We start from the raw sequence: 19,375 nt of genomic DNA, 5'->3' as shown, positions 1-19,375 counted from the left end.
TCAAGCCATGCCTCTAATCGCGCAGTTACTCACCCTGTTTGTTTTCACTTGCCTGAGCTTTGCCGCCCGGGGCGAGAAGCTGCGCATTGTCACGGAACCGTGGGCGCCGTACGTGTATGAGGAAAATGGCAAATCCCTGGGCCTGGATTACGAAACCACGGCCATTGTCTTCAAACGACTGGGGATCGAGGTGGACTGGCAGTTCCTGCCGTGGAAACGCTGCCTTTCAATGCTTGAAACGGGTCAAGCGGACGGTGCGCTGGATATTTTCCACAGTGACGAACGCGACGCGACGTTGCTCTACCCCAGCGAACCGCTGTCGGAAGTCGAGTTCGTGATGTTCTACGCCAACGAGCACCCGCATCCATTCCGCACCCTGGACGACCTCAAAGGCCTGACCATCGGCACCTCGCCCGGTTATCTGTACAGCCAGGACTTCAGGGAATCGACCTTGTTCACACGGGAACCGGCGCCGACTCACGAAGCCAACTTCGGCAAGCTGGTGCGCGGGCGCATCGACCTGCTGATCACTGATCGCAGGGTCGGTCAGCATTTGCTCGATGAACTGGGCATCCGCGACAAGATCACTGAAAACCCCACCGTCATCAGCCACCAGAGCCAGTTTTTGGCGGTACGCCGCAATGCCGGCATGGATTTGCTGGTGCAGCGCTTCGGTGCCGAACTCAAGCGCTTCAAGCGCGAGCCCGCCTACGCCGAGCTGAGCGCCCGTTACGGCGCCGATCCGGTCAACAGTGTGAAAGCGGCCAGCGCCTCCTCGACCACCGTAAAAACCGTTGAGCAGCAGGAAAGCGGCGCGCAGTGATTGCTCTGTTATACTCCGGCCTTCCCGCCAGGCTCACGCCCGGACGCTCGGAATCGTTCAAGGCATCTCGACCCCGCTACAGCGCAGCTTTTCAGCCCGCGCGAGCGCTCCAGACGAGCCTTCGAAACCCAGCAGGACCGGACGGGATTGCGTTCCTCTTAAACGCCATTCGCGCCAGGCAAGACTCCCATTGGGCCAAGCCCTAACTAAAACAGGATTACTCATGTCCTTTGCTTCCCTCGGTCTCTCCGAGGCTTTAGTCCGCGCCATCGAGGCAGCGGGCTATACCGAGCCTACTCCGGTGCAACAGCGGGCCATTCCCGCCGTGTTGCAAGGTCGCGACCTGATGGTCGCGGCACAGACAGGTACTGGTAAAACCGGCGGCTTTGCCCTTCCGATTCTGGAGCGGTTGTTCCCCAACGGTCACCCGGACAAATCCCAGCGTCACGGCCCGCGCCAACCACGCGTATTGGTCCTGACCCCTACCCGCGAACTCGCGGCTCAAGTGCACGAGAGCTTCAAGGTCTATGCCCGTGACCTGAAGTTCGTCAGCGCCTGCATCTTCGGCGGCGTTGGCATGAACCCACAGGTTCAGGCCATGTCCCGTGGTGTCGACGTGCTGGTGGCCTGCCCTGGCCGCCTGCTCGACCTCGCCGGCCAAGGCAGCGTCGATTTGTCCCACGTGGAAATCCTCGTGCTGGACGAAGCCGACCGCATGCTCGACATGGGCTTTGTCCATGACGTGAAGAAGGTCCTGGCCCGTCTGCCGAGCAAACGTCAGAACCTGCTGTTCTCGGCGACGTTCTCCAAAGACATCACCGACCTCGCCGGCAAGCTGCTGCACAACCCGGAACGCATCGAAGTCACGCCGCCGAACACCACGGTCGAGCGCATCGAACAGCGCGTATTCCGTCTGCCGGCCAACCACAAGCGTTCGCTGCTGGCGCATTTGATCACCGCAGGCGCCTGGGAACAGGTGCTGGTGTTCACCCGCACCAAGCACGGCGCCAACCGCCTGGCCGAGTACCTGGACAAACACGGCCTCTCCGCCGTCGCGATCCACGGCAACAAGAGCCAGAACGCACGCACCAAAGCCCTGGCCGACTTCAAGGCTGGCGAAGTGCGCATCCTGGTCGCCACCGACATCGCCGCTCGCGGTCTGGACATCGACCAGTTGCCGCACGTGGTCAACTTCGAACTGCCGAACGTCGATGAAGATTACGTCCACCGTATCGGTCGTACTGGCCGTGCCGGTCGTTCAGGCGAGGCGATCTCGCTGGTCGCTCCCGACGAAGAAAAGCTGCTCAAAAGCATCGAGCGCATGACCAAGCAAAAGATTGCCGACGGCAATCTGATGGGCTTCGACTCCAGCGCCGTAGAAGCCGAGAAACCTGAAGTCCGCGAGCGTCCGGATGTGCGTAACCCGCGCAACCCACGTGGCCCGCGCGGCGACGGTCCGACCGGCACTGGCGGTGGCGGCGGTCGTAAAGACAAGGGCAAGGACAAGGGCGGCAAGGAAAAACCGGCGGCCACCGGTCGCGGCGATCGCCCGGCCCGTGAACACAAGCCACGCGAAGGCACACCGGCTCGCGAGCAACAGCGTCCGGCGCCACGCGCTGCCGCTGATCGTGCCCCGGACGAGTTCCTGGACGACGACGTGGACAACTTCGGTAACCGCGTCGATTACGTGCCTCAGGCCAAACCGGCCCAGGGCCGTGGCCGCCGTCCGGGTGCTCCGGCACAAGGCGCGGCAGCTGGCGCAGGTGCTCCGCGCACGGGCGGCAAGCCTCAAGGTCGCCAGAGCGGTCCACGCAGCAGCGACGGCGCGACCACTGGCACACCGCCAGCCAAGCGCAGCGGCCCACGCAACGGCGCTCCACGTGACGGCCAGGCCCGTCGTGAAGAGTCCCGCAACCGCCGCCCGGCTCGTGACGATCAGCCGCGTTCGGAACCGGCTGTGCAAAACCCGCGCGGCCCGGCACCGAAGATCATTCACAAGGAGTCGAAAACCGATCGTTTCCCGACTCCTGAGCAACTTGATCAACTGCCAGGCCGTCCTCGCGGTGAAAAACCAGCCTTGCTGACCCGCAATCGCTGAGTTATCGCCGCAATGAAAAATGCCCCTGATCGCAAGATCCGGGGCATTTTTTCTGGCCGACACTAACCCACTGTGGGAGCGAACTTGCTCGCGATGAGGCCATCACATTCAGCATCGATGTTGAATGGAAGTCCGCCATCGCGAGCAAGCTCGCTCCCACAAGGGATCTGCGGTGCCAATTCTTTCGGCAGGCAATAAAAAACGCCCCTGACCGTGAGGCCAGGGGCGTTTTTGTGTCAGGCGAAAGAGTTACTTCGCTTTGACACCTTCAAAGGTGACGTACAGTTCAACAGCATCAGACTGTGGACCCAGGTCCATCATCTTGCCGAAATCAGAACGCTTGATGCTGGTAGTGCCTTCAAAACCGGCACGGTAGCCGCCCCATGGATCCTTGCCTTCACCCAGGAAAGTGGCCTTGACCACAACTGGCTTGGTGACACCCGCAATGGTCAGGTCGCCGGCCACGTCGGCAGTGACTTTACCGTCGGCGTTTTTGCCGGTGGTTTTAACGCTGGTGGACACGAACGTGGCTTTAGGGAAATCAGCCACTTTCAGGAAATCTTTGCTGGAGATGTGCTTGTCGCGTTCAGCGTTGTTGGTAAACACGCTGGCGGTGTTCACGTTGAACTCGATCTTGCTGTCTTCAGGCTTGGCAGCGTCGAAGCTGAACTTGCCGTCGATGTCCTTGAAGGTACCGGTGATGTAGCTGTAGCCCAGGTGGCTGATCTTGAAGTCGACGAAGGCGTGCTGCCCGGTTTTGTCGACAACGTAGTCAGCCGCCATCACGTTGGCGGACAACAGTGCAGAACCGATTGCCAGAGCGGCGAGAGTCTTTTTCAACATGTCTTGTATTCCTTGAGGGGCTAAGTTGAACGTCAGGCTTTACGACCCAGCATTCGTTTCAGGGTCACATCACGATCGATAAAGTGGTGCTTCAATGCTGCCAACGCATGGAGACCGGAGAAAATCACCAGCAACCAGGCCAGGTAGAGATGAATCGCACCTGCGTTATCTGCCTGGTCCGGTAGCCCGGAAACCAGTGCAGGCACTTCAAACCAGTCAAACACCGGAATCCCGACACCTTCGGCGGTGGAAATCAGGTAACCGGCAATCATCACAGCGAACAGACAGAGATACAAAAAGGCATGTCCGAACTTGGCGCCAAGGCGCGTCATGCGACTGTAACTGCTCAGCGTAGGCGGCGGTGGGCTGATGAAACGCCACAACACGCGCAATATCATGACACCCAGCAAGATCAAACCGATGCTCTTGTGCAGATCCGGTCCTGCCTTGCGCCAAGGATCGTAGTAGCCGAGACCGACCATCCACAAACCCAGGCCGAACAAACCAAACACTGCCAGCGCTACGCCCCAGTGCATGAAGATGCTGACCCAGCCGTAGCGAGAAGTAGAGTTTCGTAGTTGCATTGCCGAGTCCCTGTAAGTGCTGGCCCAAGACTATCGATTTACTTATCGAATTAAAGCGGAAAATTTCGCTTTGAAATATCGAGAAATACGATCAAGAGTCTGTAAGGCATCTGTTAAGGAAAGATTAAAGACCCAGTGTGCGGAAAAAATTGAAGTCCACCTAATGAACACCTGCGCCACTCGGTTTATTCGATCCCTTGCACCTGGTTTTCTTCGGGCATAAAAAAAGCGCGGCATCTGTGCCGCGCTTTTCTTCACCCCAAAGCCTTACTGCGCTTTGGTTTCAGTCGCTGCAGGGGCAGTCGCATCAGGTTTAGCCGCGGGTTTCTTGGCCGCTGGTTTGGCCGCTGCCTTTTTAGCCTCGGTTTTGGCCGCCGGCTTCTTCGTAGCATGTTTGGTTGCGGCTTTTTTAGCAGGTTCGGCTTTGACCGGTGCCACAGGAGGCTTTGGTGCTTCCACTGGCGCAGGGGCCGGTGTTGGCACTGGAGCAGGCGTCGGTGCTGGCGGGGTTACAGGCTCTGGTGCCTTGACCGGCTCCGGCTTCTTGTCGTCACTCGACGAACCACTGAACAGGTTGGTGAAGAAGTTGCCTTTCTTCGCCGCTACCGCGCCGGCCGCCACAGCCGTCGCTGCCGGAACCACCTTCGCAGGCTCAAACGACTTGCCGGCGGCCAGGTCTTCAACCTGACTGGCTGCACGCTGACCGGTGCGCAATGCGCCTTCCAGAGTGCCCGGGTACAAGGTGTCAGTGTGCTCACCGGCGAACGCTACGCGTTGCAGCGGACGTTCCCACAAGCGCCAGTATTTGCTGATCTGGCCCGGACCGAAGGCCAGGTAAGCGCCACCCATCGACGGGTCGGTGCTGTAGCGGCGGATTTCATAACCGGTAAACGAACCACGTGCCTGTGGATAAAACGCGTGCAGACGAATCAGCACCTGATCGGCCATCTGCTTGTCGCCGAAGGCCTGCATCACCCGCGCGTTGTCGCCGGAAATGTTGATCACCACGTTGGCGCCGCCCTTCAGGGCCGGCTCGACCCACAACATGCCCAGGCCGGTGTTGCTGTAGATCTCACCGGACATGCGCGCCTTGCTTTCCCACACAGGCGTCTTGAACTTCAGCATGATCTGGTCGCGCCAGCCGTAGTTGGTGCCGTTGATGGCGCCCATGTGTTGAGCATCCAGGGACGGGGTCATCTGGATCTTGCTCAGGGCACGCAATGGCACGGCAACCACGACGTAATCCGCCTGATAGCCAACGCTGCCGACTTTGACAGTCACGCCGTCCTTGTCCTGCGTGATGCTCGACACCGGGGAACTGGTCTTGATGGTTTTCAGCTGTTTGACGAGGGCCTGGGCCAACACCGGGCTACCACCGAGCAGACGCGAAGCGCGCAGGTCACGGTCGGAGACGCCAAGGTAGACGCGGTTTTGCTGTGCGAAGTACAGCAGCGACAGGCGCGAAGGCTCGTCATAACGGGTACGGATCTGCTGATTCACCAGCTGACGTGCAGTGGCGGGCAGGTTCAGACGATCGAGCCAGTTGGACACGTTGATCTGGTCCAGCGCGAACAAGGTGCTGTTGGCGGCCGGATTCTGTGGGTCTTCAATCGAGCGTGCCAGGTCATCCAGGGTTTTTTCGTAGCGCTTGAGCGCATCGCTGGTGGCCGGTTCCTTGGTCGCCAGGTCGGCAGCGGTGTAATACACGCCGTCGATCAGGTAGCCCGGCGTCCGTACGAATTCAGGGGCTGGCGTGGTGCTCAGCTTGAAGGTCGATACGTATTTGTTAAGGACCGGCTGGGTCTTTTCGTTGCCGATCCACTCACTGGTGGCCATGCCGGAGCGACCGCCCAGGCTCGGCTTGGCTTCCAGCAGGGTCACCTGCCAGCCTTTGTTCTGCAGTTCGTAAGCCGCAGTCAGGCCTGAGAGCCCGCCGCCGATCACGATCGCGGTTTTATCCTTGGCCAGCGCAGATACGCTGAACAGCCCCAACATCACCAGCGCACAGGCGCGCAGCCAACCAGCAGACATTCAGCGAACTCCGGAAATACACGAGGAAATAGCGGTTTTAGGAGCCAGACGACTCAAAGAACCGCGAAGAATACGTCAGCCATCAAAAGGCCGCCAGCGACGTCTATCTCCCTATACAAAGTAGTTCAAACCACACAATAGGTTGTCCCCAGGCGACGCATTGCATAGGCTTGCGCGATTGTTTGCCCGCGCCTGTCGCGAGCCGCCTCGAGGAGACTGAAAATGGGCCTGAATAATCAGTGGATGCAACGCGATCTCGCCGTGTTGTGGCATCCCTGCACCCAGATGAAAGACCACGAACAGCTGCCGCTGATCCCGATCAAGCGCGGTGAAGGCGTTTGGCTGGAAGACTTCGAAGGCAAACGCTACCTCGACGCTGTCAGCTCCTGGTGGGTCAACGTGTTTGGCCACGCCAACCCGCGCATCAACCAGCGCATCAAGGATCAGGTCGACCAGCTGGAGCACGTGATTCTGGCCGGTTTCAGCCATCAGCCGGTGATCGAGCTGTCCGAGCGCCTGGTGAAGATGACCCCGGAAGGCCTGACCCGATGCTTCTACGCCGATAACGGTTCGTCCTGCATCGAAGTCGCGCTGAAGATGAGCTTTCACTACTGGCTCAACCGCGGCCAGCCGAACAAGAAGCGCTTCGTCACCCTGACCAACAGCTACCACGGCGAAACCATGGCGGCGATGTCGGTGGGCGACGTGCCGCTGTTTACCGAGACCTACAAGGCGCTGCTGCTCGATACCATCAAGGTGCCGAGTCCCGATTGCTACCTGCGCCCCGAAGGCATGAGCTGGGAAGAACACTCGCGCAACATGTTCGCCGCCATGGAACAGACCCTGGCCGAGCATCACGATACCGTCGCCGCGGTGATCGTAGAGCCGCTGATCCAGGGCGCCGGCGGCATGCGCATGTATCACCCGGTGTACCTCAAACTGCTGCGCGAAGCCTGCGACCGCTACGGCGTGCACCTGATCCACGACGAAATCGCCGTCGGCTTCGGCCGCACCGGGACGATGTTTGCCTGTGAGCAGGCGGGCATCCGTCCGGACTTCCTCTGCCTGTCCAAGGCCCTGACCGGCGGTTATCTGCCGCTGGCGGCGTGCGTGACGACCGACGATGTCTACAGCGCTTTCTACGACGACTACCCGACCCTGCGCGCCTTTCTGCATTCGCACAGCTACACCGGCAATCCGCTGGCGTGCGCGGCAGCCTTGGCGACGCTGGATATCTTCGAAGAAGACAACGTCATCGAAAACAACAAAGCCCTGGCGCAGCGCATGGCCTCCTCCACCGCGCATCTGGTCGATCACCCGAATGTGTCGGAAGTGCGCCAGACCGGCATGGTGCTGGCCATCGAGATGGTCAAGGACAAAGCAACGAAAGAAGCTTATCCGTGGCAGGAACGTCGCGGCTTGAAGGTGTTCCAGCATGCATTGGAGCGCGGTGCTTTACTTCGTCCATTGGGCAGCGTGGTGTATTTCCTGCCGCCGTACGTGATTACGCCTGAGCAGATCGACTTTCTGGCCGAAGTGGCCAGCGAAGGCATCGACATCGCGACCCGTAACAGCGTCAGCGTTTCGGTGCCGAAAGACTTTCATCCGGGCTTCCGCGATCCGGGCTAGGTGAGCAACGCTCGTTCCCACGCTCCGCGTGGGAATGCAGCCGGGGACGCTCTGCGTCCCAAAAGCGGACGCAAAGCGTCCAGTGAGGCATTCCCACGCAGAGCGTGGGAACGATCAATTCAAAGAGAACCCGCATGAGACTGTCCCGCTTTTTTATCGACGCCCCCTTGAGCACTGGCGAACACGAGTTGCCCGAGGCCCAGGCCCATTACATCAGCCGCGTGCTGCGCATGGCCGAAGGTGATGCGTTGCAGCTGTTCGACGGCTCGGGCCACGAGTTTCGCGCCTCGCTGGTTGAAGTCGGCAAGAAGCGCGTCGTGGTACAGATCGATGAGAGCTTCGCCGGACAGGTCGAGTCGCCCTTGCACATTCATCTTGGCCAGGGCTTGTCCCGTGGCGAACGCATGGACTGGGCGATTCAGAAGGCGACCGAACTGGGCGTCACTGAAATCACCCCGATCTTCAGCGACCGCTGCGAAGTCCGGCTCAAGGACGAACGCGCCGACAAACGCCTGATGCACTGGCGCCAGGTGGCAATCAGCGCATGTGAACAATGCGGGCGTTCACGGGTGCCGGTCATTCACCCACCGCTGCTACTGGCGGACTGGTTGAAGCAGACCGAGGCTGAACTGAAGTTGGTGCTGCATCCAGTGGCTGAGCCGTTGGTGAGTCATGCCAAGCCCGCGACCTTGGCGTTCCTGATCGGACCGGAAGGTGGACTGTCGGATGCTGAAGTGGATCAGGCTCAGTCTGCCGGTTTTCACGCAGCCCGACTCGGTCCTCGGGTGTTGCGCACTGAGACTGCGCCAGTAGTAGCGTTGGCGGTTGCCCAGCAGCTTTGGGGCGACTTCTAAGACGCTATCGCGGGCAAGCCCGCTCCCACAAGGACGCCGCCGTACCTGTGGGAGCGGGCTTGCCCGCGATGGCCGCACCTCGGTCTACAAGACATAAAACAGAATCGCCACAAAGTGCAGCAAACTCCCGGCAATCACGAACAAATGCCAGATCCCGTGCGCATGCCGCAGGCGATGATCCAGGGCAAAAAAGATAATCCCCACGGTGTACAAAATCCCGCCCGACGCCAGCCAGGCGAACCCGGCAGTGCCCAGCGCAGCCAAGAGCGGCTTGACCGCCACCAGCACAATCCAGCCCATCACGGCGTAAATCACGATCGACAAAATTCGCGCTTCCGAGCGCGGTTTGATCTCTTGCAGGATGCCAATCAACGCCAGACCCCAGACAATCCCGAACAACGTCCAGCCCCACGGCCCGCGCAGGGTGACCAGGCAGAAGGGTGTGTAACTGCCGGCAATCAGCAGGTAGATCGAGAAGTGATCGACCTTCTGCATGATCGCTTTCTTGCGCCCGCGCACGCTGTGATACACGGTCGACGCGCTGTAAAGCACCATCAAGGTAAACCCGTAAATCGCCACGCTGACGATCTTCCATGGGCTGCCGTCCATGCTGGCAATCACCAGCATCCACACCACCCCGACCGTCGCCGCCACCGCGCCGACCAGATGCGTCCAGGCATTCAATCTTTCCCCGTGATACATGTGTTGCTCACCTCTGAATTCGCTACAACATTGCGCAAGGCTCAGGCCTGAAGATTAAAAGCGCAATGTTTCTGATTGTCGCGCCACCAATCCCCTGAGCCAACAGCGGCTCAATTGGGCACAATCAACTCATTCCAAAAAGAGTCCGCGCCATGCTGATCGATGAAGAGTTGACCCTGAAAAAACTCGAGGTGTTCCTGGCCTTCATGCGCACCGGCAACCTGGCCCGGGCCGCCGCCGAGTTGCAGACCAGCAACGTCAGCGTGCACCGTGCCATCCATTCACTGGAAAGCGCCCTGCGCTGCCCGCTGTTCAAACACGAAGGGCGCAACCTCACACCGCTGGAAAGCGCTTATGTCCTGGAAGAACGGGCGCAAAAGCTGATTCAGGACGTGGTTGAAACCGTGCGCCTGACCCGCGAAGCCGCCGGGTTCTCCGCTGAACGCTTCAAGCTTGGCTCGCTGTATTCGCTGACCGTGAAAACCGTGCCGCAGCTGATCATGGGCCTGAAGATCCGTCGCAGCGAGCTCAACATCGACCTGATCCTCGGCTCGAACTTCGACCTGTTGTACAAGCTCAAGAACATGGAAGTCGACGCGATTCTGGTGTCCCTGGACGACAGCGTCAACGACCCGGACTGCGAGCAGATTCAGCTGTTTTCCGATGATATTTTCCTCGCCACGCCGGCGGATTCGAAATTCGCCCAACGCACGGAAGTCGACCTCGCCGAGGTCCGCGACGAGACGTTCATTACCCTGACCCAGGGGTTTGCCACGCATCAGGACGGCAACCGGGTGTTCAAGCAGGCGGGGTTCGAACCGAAGGTGGCGATGCAGGTCAACGACATCTTCACCCTGCTGAGCATGGTCAGCTCCGGGGTCGGTTATGCGTTGCTGCCAGGCAGGATTGCGGCGGTGTATGAGAATCGGGTGAAGCTGATTCCGTTGCAGGAAAAGTATCGGTTACAGCAGCACATCGGCGTGGTGTTCTTGAAGGCCAAGGAGCGCGACCCGAACTTGCTGGCGCTGTTGGCGGAGTGTCGGATGTATGCCAATCGGCAAGTCTGAAACCGTGTCGCGCCCATCGCGAGCAAGCTCGCTCCCACATTGGAATGCGTTCTCCTGTGGGAGCGAGCTTGCTCGCGATGGCGTCGGAACACTCAGCGATGATCTACCGGCTTAACCGACAATCCCGCGAACAATGAAGTACAACAACGACGGCCCCAGCAGGCACCCAAGCCCGGTGTGGAACGTCGCCGTCAACGCGCCATAGGGCACCAGCCGCCGATCCGTTGCCGCCAACCCGGCCGTCACGCCACTCACCGTCCCGGCCAGGCCGCCAAAGACCATCGCCGAGCGCGGGTTATCCAGGCCCATCCATTTCGCCGCCATCGGCGTGCCGACCATCACGAAAATCGCCTTGATCAGCCCGGTGGCAATCGACAACGCCACCACATCCGAACTCGCGCCAATCGCCGCACCGGTCACTGGCCCGACGATGTAAGTCACCGCACCCGCGCCAATGGTGGTCATGCTGATCGCATCGCGGTAACCGAACGCCCAGGCAATGCTTGCCCCGACAATGAACGGCAGAATCGTGCCCAGCAACAGCGCAATCGCGCCGATCAAACCGGCCTTTTTCGCTTCGGTGGCTTGCACTTCGAACGCCGTCGCAACGATGGCAAAGTCTCGCAGCATGGCGCCGCCCATCAGGCCGATGCCGGAAAACAGCGACAGGTCAGCCAGGCCTTTTTGCCCACCGGTCATGGTGCCGCCGACCCAGGCCAATACCAGGCCAATCACAATGGCAATCGCCGAACCGTGAATCCGTCCGAACGTCAGGCGCTTGGACAACACCACCGACACCCACATGATCACGCCGATAAAGGCAAACGCAGTGATCAGACTGTTATTCACCAGGCCCTTCTGAATGAGCTCCCACATATCAGCGGCCTCCTACTGGGGTGCCGACCGGTGTGATGTCCACCGGTTCATCGGGCAAAGGTTCACCTTTGTGAGTCCGGCTGATCAAGGCAATGGTGCAGCCGCAAATCACGACCGAACCGATGGCCGCCAGCACCGCCACCGGGCCACCGTGCAGGGCGGCGACGACGTTCTGTTGCGCGGCCATCGCGACCACCACCGGAATGTACATCGCGCCCCAGAAACCGACGCCCATTTCGCAATCCTTGGTCATGCCGCCGCGTTTTTGCATCCACAACCGCGCGCAGATCAGCAGGATCATCGCGATCCCGACGCCACCCACGTTTGATTTCACGCCCAGCAACACACCCAGCAGGTCACCCAATATCACCCCTGCCAGCGTACAGATCGCCAACAGCGCCACACCGTAAATAATCATTGTTGTAGTCCTCAAAGTGCATCGTCGAATGTTGTTTTTGTTGTTCGAAGGCCTGAGTCGGTGTTTAAGGTTGGCGGCTTCCCTCCTCACGCAACAGCGCTTGCAAGGTATCGAGACGCGCACCGTCGAAGGCAATCACGGTGCCCTGCTCGAATACCCGGCGCGCCAGCCCGGTCAACACCGCACCGGGCGGCAGTTCGATCTGTAGGCGTACGCCACGCTCGTAGGCGCTTTGCACCGTGCCGCGCCAATCCACCACGCGGCACATGTTGAACGCCAGGTCGTCGCGCAAGGCATCAATGTTGATGACGGGCCGGGCGCGACTGCCGCTCAGGTAACCCAATGTCGGTGTTTTCAACTGCACGCTGGCGAAGGCTTCGGCCAGGGTTTTGGCCGGGGCGTCCAACAAAGGGCAGTGCGACGGCACGCTGACTGCCAGGCGCTTGGCCAGGCCAGCACCGCGACTTCTTGCCAACTGCGCGACGGCTTCCATCGCGCCATCGCTGCCGGCAATGACCACTTGGTTATCGGCGTTGATATTGGCCAGATACACCGGCCTGTCGACGCTGTGAACCTGCGCCAGTAAACCTTCCACGGTCGCCAGCTCCAGGCCGAGGATCGCGGTCATGCCGTAGCCCTGTGGATAAGCTTGCTGCATCAACTCACCGCGCAGGCGCACCAGCCGCAACGCATCGCTGAAGCTCAAGGCCCCCGCCACCACCGCTGCCGGGTAGGCACCGATGGACAATCCCGCGACGTAATCCGGGGCCATCGCTAATTGGCGCGACGCCGCGACACCGGCAATCAACAGGCAGAGTTGAACCGCCCGTGTCGACTTCAACGCCTCGGCAGAATCGAGCAACAACGCATCCTCGCCCAGCACCTCGCTTGCCTCGATCAACGTCTCGCGAGGCAAACCGTGGAGCATGCCCGGCTGCTGCGCGCCTTGGCCGGGGAACACCAGCAAACTGCTCATGCTGCTTGCTCCTGCGGGTTCCACGGATCAATCACCAGGAAAGCTTCACCGGCATTTTTCAGCAACACGCGACGAGCAGAACCGGCCCATTCACGCAGCGCGACGGCGCCGAAAGGCGTCTGTAGCTGCATGTCCACCGGGCACACGACCGCTTCAAGCATCCTCAGCAATTCCTGCGCCTGAGAACGCGCCAAGGGTTGCGGCGTGCGCAGGATCAAATCCAGATCACTGCCCTCGTGCAAGGCCTGAACACCACTGGCCAACTCAAACCCGGCGCTGCCGCTGACGCCCCACACCCAACCACAACCATCAAGCAGTGGCCGCAGTTGATGGAGGGCGCGTACGGCCGGTAAATCCCGATCAATCGAGACGTGACAAAGCGCTTCCGGTTTCACGCAACGGGCAATCACATCGACCGACATCACCGTTGCATGGCGCTGCTCACGCAACCGCCCACGCACCCCGACCGCGACATGGCCCGGCGCGCTCAATGCGCGCCGCACCACCACTGGATGCCCCGCACTGAGCGATTCGATCACCCATGAAGGCGCGCCCGCAGGCAGCTGCTCCGGGGTCATGCCCCAAAGCAGGTCGTGGGCCAGAAGCGTGTTCACCACTGCGCTCTCAGCAATTGGCGAACCGTGCTCGACGCCGCGCGATTGGTGGCGCCCAAGCGGCAGCTCAAGTCGCGACCGCTGGCGGCGACATCGTCAATCGCCAGGTTCAGGCATTCACAAACCCGCGCCAGATCTGCCGATGTCGGTTGTTCAATCTGCTCCACCGACAAGGTTTCCCACAGCAGTCCAAGGCTGGCGTAGCTGTCGATGTCATAGGCCATCGGCGGCACGCTGGCGGCCAACACTTCAAGCTCCTCGACGCTGCGCAACGTCACCCGCGCCGCCGACGCCTTGCCCATGGCATGCACCATCACGCCCGGATCACGCAGCGCGATCAGCCGATTGGCCTGATACCCATGAGCCAGAAATGCGCCGGACATCGCCTTGCCCACCAGCAAACCGATCACCGCATGGCCGGCCAGTCGGGCGCGGGCATAACTGTCCGCCGCACCGGCCAATGCCTGATGAATGCCGAGTGCTTCTTCGCGCCGACCGTAGGCCTGACTCGGCACATCGACGATGGCGATCAAGGCTCGCTTGTGCGCTTTGTCAGCATCAGCGCTGATGACGTCATCCACCGCCTTGGCCAAGCCCCAGCCTTCCAGCAACCCGACCTCGCCATTGCGCGCACGGACGAACCGGTTGTCAGGATCAGCCACCACGGCGATGAAGCGAACAGGCTGGTCACCCAAAACACCGTCAGCCACTTTCAATGAAGCCGGCAAACCCTCCACAGGTTTCGCGCCCGCACTCAAGGCGTTAAACCAGTTCAGGCCTCTCAGGGAATACGTGCTCATGAGCGCTCTCCTTGATACAGATCGCGAACCACTGACGGCTCGATTTGCGGTGCGGCGTCCAGACGGGCCAGGCGTTGCAGGTACAACTCGGCCTGACGGCTGCGTTGCTGCGCTGGCAAACCGCGCTTGAGCAATTGGCTGACCTGTTGTTGCACCTGCGCCACGTCGTCGGCGACAAAACCATCCACCAAACCGCTGGCGAAACGTTGCTCGCCACCGGTCAGGCTCCAGATGAAAGGACGATCCCGTGAGTCGTACTCTTCAAGCCCGGCTTCCTGTTCGATCACTTGCGGACCGTTCAGGCCCAGACGCGCTTCCTGGGTCACCAGCAAATAGCTGCACAGGCCGGCAGCAATCGACATCCCGCCAAAGCAACCAACGCTGCCGGCCACCACGCCCACCACCGGTTGGTACTGGCGCAGATCGACAATCGCCGCATGAATATCGGCAATCGCCGCCAGCCCGAGATTGGCTTCCTGCAAGCGCACACCCCCGGTTTCGAGCAGCAACACGGCGCGGGTCGGAATGCCGTTGCGGTTGTCTTCGGCGGCCAGTTCCAAGGCGCCGGCCATCTTCGCCCCGCCGACTTCGCCCAGGCTGCCGCCCTGGAACGCGCCTTCAATGGCGGCGATGACCACCGGCAAACCATCGATGCTGCCCTTGGCGATTACCACGCCGTCATCGGCCTGCGGCACCACGCCCTGACGCGACAGCCACGGCGACATGACCCGTTGAAACGGGTCGAGCAACTCGCGGTAAGTACCGGCGTCGAGCAAGGCTCTGGCCCGTTGTCGGGCACCGAGTTCGACGAAGCTGTGTTTGTGGAGGAGTTCTGCATGGTCAGTCATGGCTGATCTCCTCGAAGCCTTGTTCCAGACGCAAACGCACCACGCCCGGGGTCGCACCGAAATCGTGGATATCGATGGCCATCGCCGACGGTGTCTGGCCGTCGAACATCCGCGCAAACAGCTGCTTCCAGCGTTGTTCGGCGCCATTGACCGAGGTCTGCACCTTGATCGTCAGTGTGCCGGCCTGACCCGGTTCGATCATCACTTCCAGATCGCCCGAGCCGACACAGCCCACCAGCGTGCGGCCACGTGATGGCTGACCGGCAGGAAATTCAAAGGATAAGGTTTCCATCAAAAAGCTCCCTGGATAACGCCGTCGCAGGACTCGATACGGTCGATGAACAGACAGGCTGCGAGCAAGTCGGCAGCGCCGCCGGGCGAGGCATTCAATGCGATTAATTGTTGGTCCAGCTCATGCAGACGGCGGCGACCGGCGAGGCTGGCACTGCCGCCTGCGTCGAGCACGGCTTGAGCACCGAGTTGCATGGTGTGCAGGCCCTGTTCGCCCGCGCGGTAGAGCACGCAGGTGTCGGCCAGTTGGGTCATGATCGCCAGCAATGCATCGAGCCGGGCGTTCTGTTCGCCGTGACCGGCTGCACGGCTGCGTTTGAGTTGTGGCAGCGCGCGTTGAATCACCGCCGGGAAACCCTGTTGTGCTTCTTCACGGGCGCCGCGTGCACCGTAACGTTGGGCGACCTGGGCGCCGTGGCTCAAAGGACATGGCGCGTAACGATCGTCGAGCAAGGCCAGGCGTGCAGCGCGCAAAGTGACCGCGCCGGCGCCACTGGATTGAGGTTCCAGCGCGGCGCCAGTGACCAAAAGACCTAACGCCCAGATCGCCCCACGATGGGTGTTCACGCCATTCGTGGTGGTGAGCATCTCTTGCTCCCCTTCACGACCAATCTGCCCAATCGCTTCGCGCAGTGGCAGACCGACCTCGCCAAACGCGATGGCCGCTTCGGCCATTTCCTTGAACGCCGGCCACAAGGACAGTGCCGAGGCGTGCATCAGGCCCAGGTGCAAATCGGTATGCGCGCCATTGCCGCGACGGTCGACCAGCGCCGGTTTCGGCGACAGGTCCGCTTCGTCGATCAGCGCATCCACGGCCATGTCCGCCAGCCGTTCAGCCAGGGTGAGGGTTTTCGGTTGCAGGTTGAATGCGTGCATTACCAACTCCTGAACTTGGCGGGCGGGTTATAGAGGCCACCGGACCACTCGACCAGATCGGCCACGCTCTTGGCGGCGAGCAGTTCGCGGGTGGCATCGGTGCGACGGATACCGAGGTCTTCGGGCAAGGCGATCAGGCCTTCGCGGCGCATGCGGGCGGTGTCTTTGGGGTTATGGCGCAGGCCGATGACCGTCACACCGGCGACCGCAGCGATCATCGCTTGGCGCTCTTCCAGCGAGCGCGCCTTGTACAGGTAGGCGATGCCTTCTTCGGTCAGCAGGTGAGTGACGTCGTCGCCGTAGACCATGATCGGCGCCAGCGGCATGCCGCTTTTTTTCGCCACGTCGATGGCATCGAGGGTTTCGACGAAGGTCGGTTTGCCGCCTTCCTGGAAGGTCTCGACCATTTGCACCACGAGCTTTTTACCGCGTTCGAGCATCGGCTCGGCCACGTCGGTGTGGCGCATGTCGAGCCAGGCCGGGGTGCCGTGGCGGCGACCACGCGGGTCGTGGCCCATGTTTGGCGCCCCGCCGAAACCGGCCAGGCGCCCGCGTGTCACGGTGGAGGAGTGGCCATCGCCATCGACTTGCAGGGTCGCACCGATGAACAGGTCCACCGCGTATTGCCCGGCCAGCTGACTGAACATCCGGTTGGACCGCAACGAGCCGTCGCGCCCGGTGAAGAACACATCCGGCCGCGCCGCAATGTAGTTTTCCATCCCCAGTTCGGTGCCGAAGCAATGCACACTTTCTACCCAACCGCTTTCGATGGCCGGGATCAGGGTCGGGTGCGGATTGAGGGTCCAGTTGCGGCAGATCTTGCCTTTGAGACCCAGGGATTCGCCGTAGGTCGGCAGGATCAATTCGATGGCGGCGGTGTTGAAGCCGATGCCGTGGTTCAGCGACTGGACGTTGTGTTTTTCGTAGATCCCACGGATCGCCATCATCGCCATCAACACGTGCACAGGCTTGATGTGGCGTGGGTCGCGGGTGAACAGCGGCTCGATGTAGAACGGCTTGTCGGCCACCACCACGAAATCGACCCAGGACGCGGGGATGTCGACGCGAGGCAGGTCGCTGACATCGTCCACCAATTGGTTGACCTGAACGATGACGATGCCATCGCTGAAGGCCGCCGGTTCAATCAATGCCGGGGTGTCTTCGGTGCTGGGGCCGGTGTAGATGTTGCCGGCGCGGTCGGCCATGAAACCGGCGGAGAGCACGACGTTGGGGATCAGGTCCACCACCAGTCGCGCATAGAGTTCGATGTACGTGTGGATCGCGCCGATTTCCAGCAGGCCGTCTTCCAGCAACTGGCTGATGCGCAGGCTCTGGGTGCCGGCGAAGGAGAAATCGAGCTTGCGGGCAATGCCGCGTTCGAACAGGTCAAGGTGCTCTGAGCGACCGACGCTGGGCATGATCATGTGCAGGTCATGCAGCTTGGCCGGATCGGCCTTGACCAGGGAGCGGGACAGAAAATCCGCCTGCTTCTGGTTATTGCCCTCCAACACCACACGGTCGCCGGGCAGGATCAACGCCTCCAGCGCGGCGACTATTTTGTCGGTGGGCAGCACCACACCGTCGGCCAGATCTCGCACAAGCGCCAGACGCCGCTGCTTTTCGCTGCGCCGCCGCGTCCATCGCGAGTCGGGGGATATTGTTGTTGTCATGACCACTCCACGGGTTCGCTGTCGTGGGTGTCACCTTAGGAGCGTTGGGTGGACGGCATCAATCAAGCACAGAGACGGATCGTTACGCTTGGAGTAATGGTTGCTCGGACGGACGCCATCGCGGGCAAGCCCGCTCCCACAGTGTCCGTGCTGAGCCCACTACCTGAGGCAACCACAATACCTGTGGGAGCGGGCTTGCCCGCGATGAGGCCCTAACAATCGCCGCAGTTTCCAAGGAGGAGTAATTACAGCCGAGCCATCTGCTGCTGCGATCCGGTGGCTCAGCTTTCAGTCCACCGCTACGTAACAGGTTCTCCAGATTCTCGTCGCTGCCCATCCTTGGACTCCAAAGGGTTTTCCCCCATCAGGTTGATCTTGTCCTGCTGCGCTACCCGCACGACGAAACTGTTTTCAGCCGCCAGTTTTGCGGCCCAGTCATCAGGGGTGTAGAGCGTCGGGTTGAGGACGCGGCCTAGTTGCTCCTCCAGAGGCATAAGCCGCTCCATCACTTCACTGTAGTGCAGGCCTTCGCCGATCAGCATGAGATCAATGTCACTGGATGCGTTTGCCTGATCCTTGGCGATAGAGCCATACACAAATGCCCACGAGATCTGTTCTGCAAAGGGTTGAAGCGCTTGGCGCAGAGGCTCGGCGATGCCAAAAGTTTTGCGGGCGATGCCCAACAGCTCGGCATAGATCGGGCATTGCGGATTGGCCTGATAGTGGGTCTGGTTGCCTTGGCGGCTCAGGGTCAACACGCCTGCCTGTTGCAACCGGTCCAGCTCGCGCATGAGGCTGCCTTTACCCACTTGAGCCCAGCGGGCGATTTCGTTGGCGTAAAAACTTCGATCGGGTTTGCCGAACAACAAGCCCAGCACTTTTTGCTGAGTGGTGGTGAACAAAGCATCGCTGAGGGAAAGGTTTTTCACAGTGGCAACTAATGAGTCCCAAAAAGGGAACGATAGGTCCCTTTTTGGGAATCTTCAACTTTCGCCAGTGGATTGAGGTTTTGTCATGATCGTTCCCACGCAGAGCGTGGGAACGATCAATCTTTGCCGGTCGATTGGAGGTTTGTGTTTAAAAGTTTGTCCGCTGGAACGGTGGGAGGCTACACGGCGTGACGTCGCCACCTACAGCAATGCCGGAAGCCGCTGACTGGTGGGGTTTTGTGTTGAGCTTTATCGTTTGTGGGTCGCTGCCAATTCAGCGACCGGGCGTGGAACCCCGCGGTGGTGAAGGCGCAAAAGCGCCCCTCATGACGTATGCTTGCGCACCTTTAATGTGTGCACTCAGTTATGGCGGCTGTGCGCGGGAGACCTTCGGGTCTGCCGGGTTTTCTCCACCTCGGGTTCCAACCTGCGTACAGCTGCCACCC

General features: G+C 60.8%; 19 protein-coding genes. 5 read left to right on the top strand and 14 right to left on the bottom strand.

What is annotated here, in order from left to right; translation table 11 throughout:
• Window positions 1–7 precede the first annotated feature (7 nt).
• Entirely contained in the window at window positions 8–823 is an 816-nt protein-coding gene (locus ACM6I0_RS17980; protein ID WP_285432776.1) for a substrate-binding periplasmic protein, read from the top strand.
• Window positions 824–1,046: 223 nt separating this feature from the next.
• Window positions 1,047–2,921, top strand: a complete 1,875-nt coding sequence (locus tag ACM6I0_RS17975; protein WP_208671069.1) for a DEAD/DEAH box helicase — start codon at window positions 1,047–1,049, stop codon at window positions 2,919–2,921.
• 249 nt (window positions 2,922–3,170) lie between these two features.
• Here ACM6I0_RS17975 and ACM6I0_RS17970 read toward each other — a convergent pair whose 3' ends face one another.
• From ACM6I0_RS17970 to ACM6I0_RS17960, 3 genes are all read right to left on the bottom strand, one after another.
• A complete protein-coding gene (locus ACM6I0_RS17970) occupies window positions 3,171–3,764 on the bottom strand; it encodes a YceI family protein (protein WP_285432778.1) in 594 nt (197 codons plus the stop codon).
• A 32-nt stretch (window positions 3,765–3,796) separates the two neighbouring features.
• Window positions 3,797–4,348: a cytochrome b gene (locus ACM6I0_RS17965; RefSeq protein WP_414922930.1), complete on the bottom strand. Its 552-nt coding sequence runs from the start codon at window positions 4,346–4,348 to the stop codon at window positions 3,797–3,799.
• 267 nt (window positions 4,349–4,615) lie between these two features.
• Window positions 4,616–6,379 carry a flavin monoamine oxidase family protein gene (locus tag ACM6I0_RS17960; RefSeq protein ID WP_285432780.1) on the bottom strand — a complete coding sequence of 588 codons (1,764 nt, stop codon included), beginning with the start codon at window positions 6,377–6,379 and terminating at the stop codon, window positions 4,616–4,618.
• A gap of 222 nt (window positions 6,380–6,601) precedes the next feature.
• Here ACM6I0_RS17960 and ACM6I0_RS17955 point away from each other — a divergent pair, with 222 nt between their 5' ends.
• Both ACM6I0_RS17955 and ACM6I0_RS17950 read left to right on the top strand, forming a co-directional pair.
• The gene (locus tag ACM6I0_RS17955) at window positions 6,602–8,008 is read left to right on the top strand and encodes an adenosylmethionine--8-amino-7-oxononanoate transaminase (RefSeq protein WP_285432781.1); all 1,407 of its coding nucleotides are present in this window, start codon (window positions 6,602–6,604) and stop codon (window positions 8,006–8,008) included.
• 134 nt (window positions 8,009–8,142) lie between these two features.
• Window positions 8,143–8,862 carry a 16S rRNA (uracil(1498)-N(3))-methyltransferase gene (locus ACM6I0_RS17950; protein WP_285432783.1) on the top strand — a complete coding sequence of 240 codons (720 nt, stop codon included), beginning with the start codon at window positions 8,143–8,145 and terminating at the stop codon, window positions 8,860–8,862.
• 84 nt (window positions 8,863–8,946) lie between these two features.
• On the opposite strand, the gene trhA is transcribed toward ACM6I0_RS17950, so the two are convergent.
• Window positions 8,947–9,564: a PAQR family membrane homeostasis protein TrhA gene (gene trhA, locus ACM6I0_RS17945; RefSeq protein WP_285432785.1), complete on the bottom strand. Its 618-nt coding sequence runs from the start codon at window positions 9,562–9,564 to the stop codon at window positions 8,947–8,949.
• Between the two features lie 152 nt (window positions 9,565–9,716).
• Between trhA and ACM6I0_RS17940 the strand changes: the two genes are divergently transcribed.
• Window positions 9,717–10,631 carry a LysR substrate-binding domain-containing protein gene (locus ACM6I0_RS17940; protein WP_285432786.1) on the top strand — a complete coding sequence of 305 codons (915 nt, stop codon included), beginning with the start codon at window positions 9,717–9,719 and terminating at the stop codon, window positions 10,629–10,631.
• Between the two features lie 111 nt (window positions 10,632–10,742).
• On the opposite strand, the gene madM is transcribed toward ACM6I0_RS17940, so the two are convergent.
• The 10 genes from madM to ACM6I0_RS17890 form a co-directional block, all read right to left on the bottom strand.
• Complete coding sequence (gene madM / locus ACM6I0_RS17935) at window positions 10,743–11,507, bottom strand: malonate transporter subunit MadM (RefSeq protein WP_285432787.1); 765 nt, start codon at window positions 11,505–11,507, stop codon at window positions 10,743–10,745.
• A 1-nt stretch (window position 11,508) separates the two neighbouring features.
• Window positions 11,509–11,925, bottom strand: a complete 417-nt coding sequence (gene madL, locus ACM6I0_RS17930) for a malonate transporter subunit MadL (protein ID WP_208671061.1) — start codon at window positions 11,923–11,925, stop codon at window positions 11,509–11,511.
• A gap of 64 nt (window positions 11,926–11,989) precedes the next feature.
• Entirely contained in the window at window positions 11,990–12,901 is a 912-nt protein-coding gene (mdcH, locus tag ACM6I0_RS17925) for a malonate decarboxylase subunit epsilon (protein WP_414922929.1), read from the bottom strand.
• Window positions 12,898–13,518: a malonate decarboxylase holo-ACP synthase gene (locus ACM6I0_RS17920; protein ID WP_285432789.1), complete on the bottom strand. Its 621-nt coding sequence runs from the start codon at window positions 13,516–13,518 to the stop codon at window positions 12,898–12,900. Before ACM6I0_RS17920 ends, mdcH begins: the two co-directional genes overlap by 4 nt.
• The gene (gene mdcE, locus ACM6I0_RS17915; protein WP_285432790.1) at window positions 13,512–14,315 is read right to left on the bottom strand and encodes a biotin-independent malonate decarboxylase subunit gamma; all 804 of its coding nucleotides are present in this window, start codon (window positions 14,313–14,315) and stop codon (window positions 13,512–13,514) included. The genes ACM6I0_RS17920 and mdcE overlap by 7 nt, the downstream gene beginning before the upstream one ends.
• Entirely contained in the window at window positions 14,312–15,163 is an 852-nt protein-coding gene (locus ACM6I0_RS17910; protein ID WP_285432792.1) for a biotin-independent malonate decarboxylase subunit beta, read from the bottom strand. Before ACM6I0_RS17910 ends, mdcE begins: the two co-directional genes overlap by 4 nt.
• Complete coding sequence (locus ACM6I0_RS17905) at window positions 15,156–15,455, bottom strand: malonate decarboxylase subunit delta (RefSeq protein ID WP_414922928.1); 300 nt, start codon at window positions 15,453–15,455, stop codon at window positions 15,156–15,158. Before ACM6I0_RS17905 ends, ACM6I0_RS17910 begins: the two co-directional genes overlap by 8 nt.
• On the bottom strand, window positions 15,455–16,330 hold the full coding sequence (locus ACM6I0_RS17900) for a triphosphoribosyl-dephospho-CoA synthase (protein ID WP_414922927.1): 876 nt from the start codon (window positions 16,328–16,330) through the stop codon (window positions 15,455–15,457). Before ACM6I0_RS17900 ends, ACM6I0_RS17905 begins: the two co-directional genes overlap by 1 nt.
• Window positions 16,330–18,000, bottom strand: coding sequence for a malonate decarboxylase subunit alpha (gene mdcA / locus ACM6I0_RS17895; RefSeq protein ID WP_090178660.1), 1,671 nt, complete (start codon window positions 17,998–18,000; stop codon window positions 16,330–16,332). Before mdcA ends, ACM6I0_RS17900 begins: the two co-directional genes overlap by 1 nt.
• A 299-nt stretch (window positions 18,001–18,299) precedes the next feature.
• Window positions 18,300–18,929 carry a transcriptional regulator gene (locus ACM6I0_RS17890; RefSeq protein ID WP_414922926.1) on the bottom strand — a complete coding sequence of 210 codons (630 nt, stop codon included), beginning with the start codon at window positions 18,927–18,929 and terminating at the stop codon, window positions 18,300–18,302.
• Window positions 18,930–19,375: the final 446 nt, after the last annotated feature.

Source organism: Pseudomonas sp. IT-P294 (genome assembly GCF_949767865.1).
GTDB lineage: Bacteria > Pseudomonadota > Gammaproteobacteria > Pseudomonadales > Pseudomonadaceae > Aquipseudomonas.
The sequence above is the reverse complement of the archived record's forward strand: the minus strand, read 5'-3'. Positions and strand labels throughout refer to the sequence as shown.

Bases quoted from the DNA above. Each gene is read 5' to 3' on its own strand.
- ACM6I0_RS17955 (WP_285432781.1), top strand. From the start codon at position 6,602: ATGGGCCTGAATAATCAGTGGATGCAACGCGATCTCGCCGTGTTGTGG.
- ACM6I0_RS17940 (WP_285432786.1), top strand. From the start codon at position 9,717: ATGCTGATCGATGAAGAGTTGACCCTGAAAAAACTCGAGGTGTTCCTG.
- ACM6I0_RS17905 (WP_414922928.1), bottom strand. From the start codon at position 15,455: ATGGAAACCTTATCCTTTGAATTTCCTGCCGGTCAGCCATCACGTGGC.
- ACM6I0_RS17900 (WP_414922927.1), bottom strand. From the start codon at position 16,330: ATGCACGCATTCAACCTGCAACCGAAAACCCTCACCCTGGCTGAACGG.
- ACM6I0_RS17950 (WP_285432783.1), top strand. From the start codon at position 8,143: ATGAGACTGTCCCGCTTTTTTATCGACGCCCCCTTGAGCACTGGCGAA.
- mdcH (WP_414922929.1), bottom strand. From the start codon at position 12,901: ATGAGCAGTTTGCTGGTGTTCCCCGGCCAAGGCGCGCAGCAGCCGGGC.
- mdcE (WP_285432790.1), bottom strand. From the start codon at position 14,315: ATGAGCACGTATTCCCTGAGAGGCCTGAACTGGTTTAACGCCTTGAGT.
- ACM6I0_RS17975 (WP_208671069.1), top strand. From the start codon at position 1,047: ATGTCCTTTGCTTCCCTCGGTCTCTCCGAGGCTTTAGTCCGCGCCATC.
- ACM6I0_RS17960 (WP_285432780.1), bottom strand. From the start codon at position 6,379: ATGTCTGCTGGTTGGCTGCGCGCCTGTGCGCTGGTGATGTTGGGGCTG.
- ACM6I0_RS17965 (WP_414922930.1), bottom strand. From the start codon at position 4,348: ATGCAACTACGAAACTCTACTTCTCGCTACGGCTGGGTCAGCATCTTC.
- madM (WP_285432787.1), bottom strand. From the start codon at position 11,507: ATGTGGGAGCTCATTCAGAAGGGCCTGGTGAATAACAGTCTGATCACT.
- madL (WP_208671061.1), bottom strand. From the start codon at position 11,925: ATGATTATTTACGGTGTGGCGCTGTTGGCGATCTGTACGCTGGCAGGG.
- mdcA (WP_090178660.1), bottom strand. From the start codon at position 18,000: ATGACAACAACAATATCCCCCGACTCGCGATGGACGCGGCGGCGCAGC.
- trhA (WP_285432785.1), bottom strand. From the start codon at position 9,564: ATGTATCACGGGGAAAGATTGAATGCCTGGACGCATCTGGTCGGCGCG.
- ACM6I0_RS17970 (WP_285432778.1), bottom strand. From the start codon at position 3,764: ATGTTGAAAAAGACTCTCGCCGCTCTGGCAATCGGTTCTGCACTGTTG.
- ACM6I0_RS17910 (WP_285432792.1), bottom strand. From the start codon at position 15,163: ATGACTGACCATGCAGAACTCCTCCACAAACACAGCTTCGTCGAACTC.
- ACM6I0_RS17980 (WP_285432776.1), top strand. From the start codon at position 8: ATGCCTCTAATCGCGCAGTTACTCACCCTGTTTGTTTTCACTTGCCTG.